1 protein-coding gene is annotated in these 308 nt (G+C 48.4%); it reads left to right on the top strand.

Annotated features, from left to right (window positions below):
• Positions 1-308, top strand: a 308-nt coding sequence (locus P0G09_RS17925) for a hypothetical protein (protein ID WP_275253346.1), incomplete at both ends; no start/stop codon positions are given.

The following is a 308-nucleotide window of genomic DNA, read 5'->3' as shown; positions in this document are numbered from 1 at the left end:
TGCGAAGGCTATTGGAAAGTTTTGCAGCAAGATTCGCGCTGCATTTTACACTATACATCCGGATGGTATATCATGCAGCGTTACCCAGTCCATCCGGAAGAATGCCGTGCCTGTCTGATCTGGGCATTTGAGCAGAGCGAAACGGAGCAGGATCTTGTTCGTAATGCTGCCCGTATTCTGGCTGAGATGTGCATCAAAGGAGATCCCGATGTCCATGCCTACCTTTTCCAAAGGCTGTATATGCCAGAACAGGCCTATGGAATTTTGGATCAGTGTTTCGACGACCTAAAACAGGAGCCTAAGTACAC

The organism is Faecalibacterium sp. DFI.5.82 (assembly GCF_029076575.1).
Taxonomy (GTDB): Bacteria; Bacillota; Clostridia; order Oscillospirales; family Ruminococcaceae; genus Faecalibacterium; species Faecalibacterium duncaniae.
This window is presented reverse-complemented; position numbering and strand designations above follow the sequence as displayed.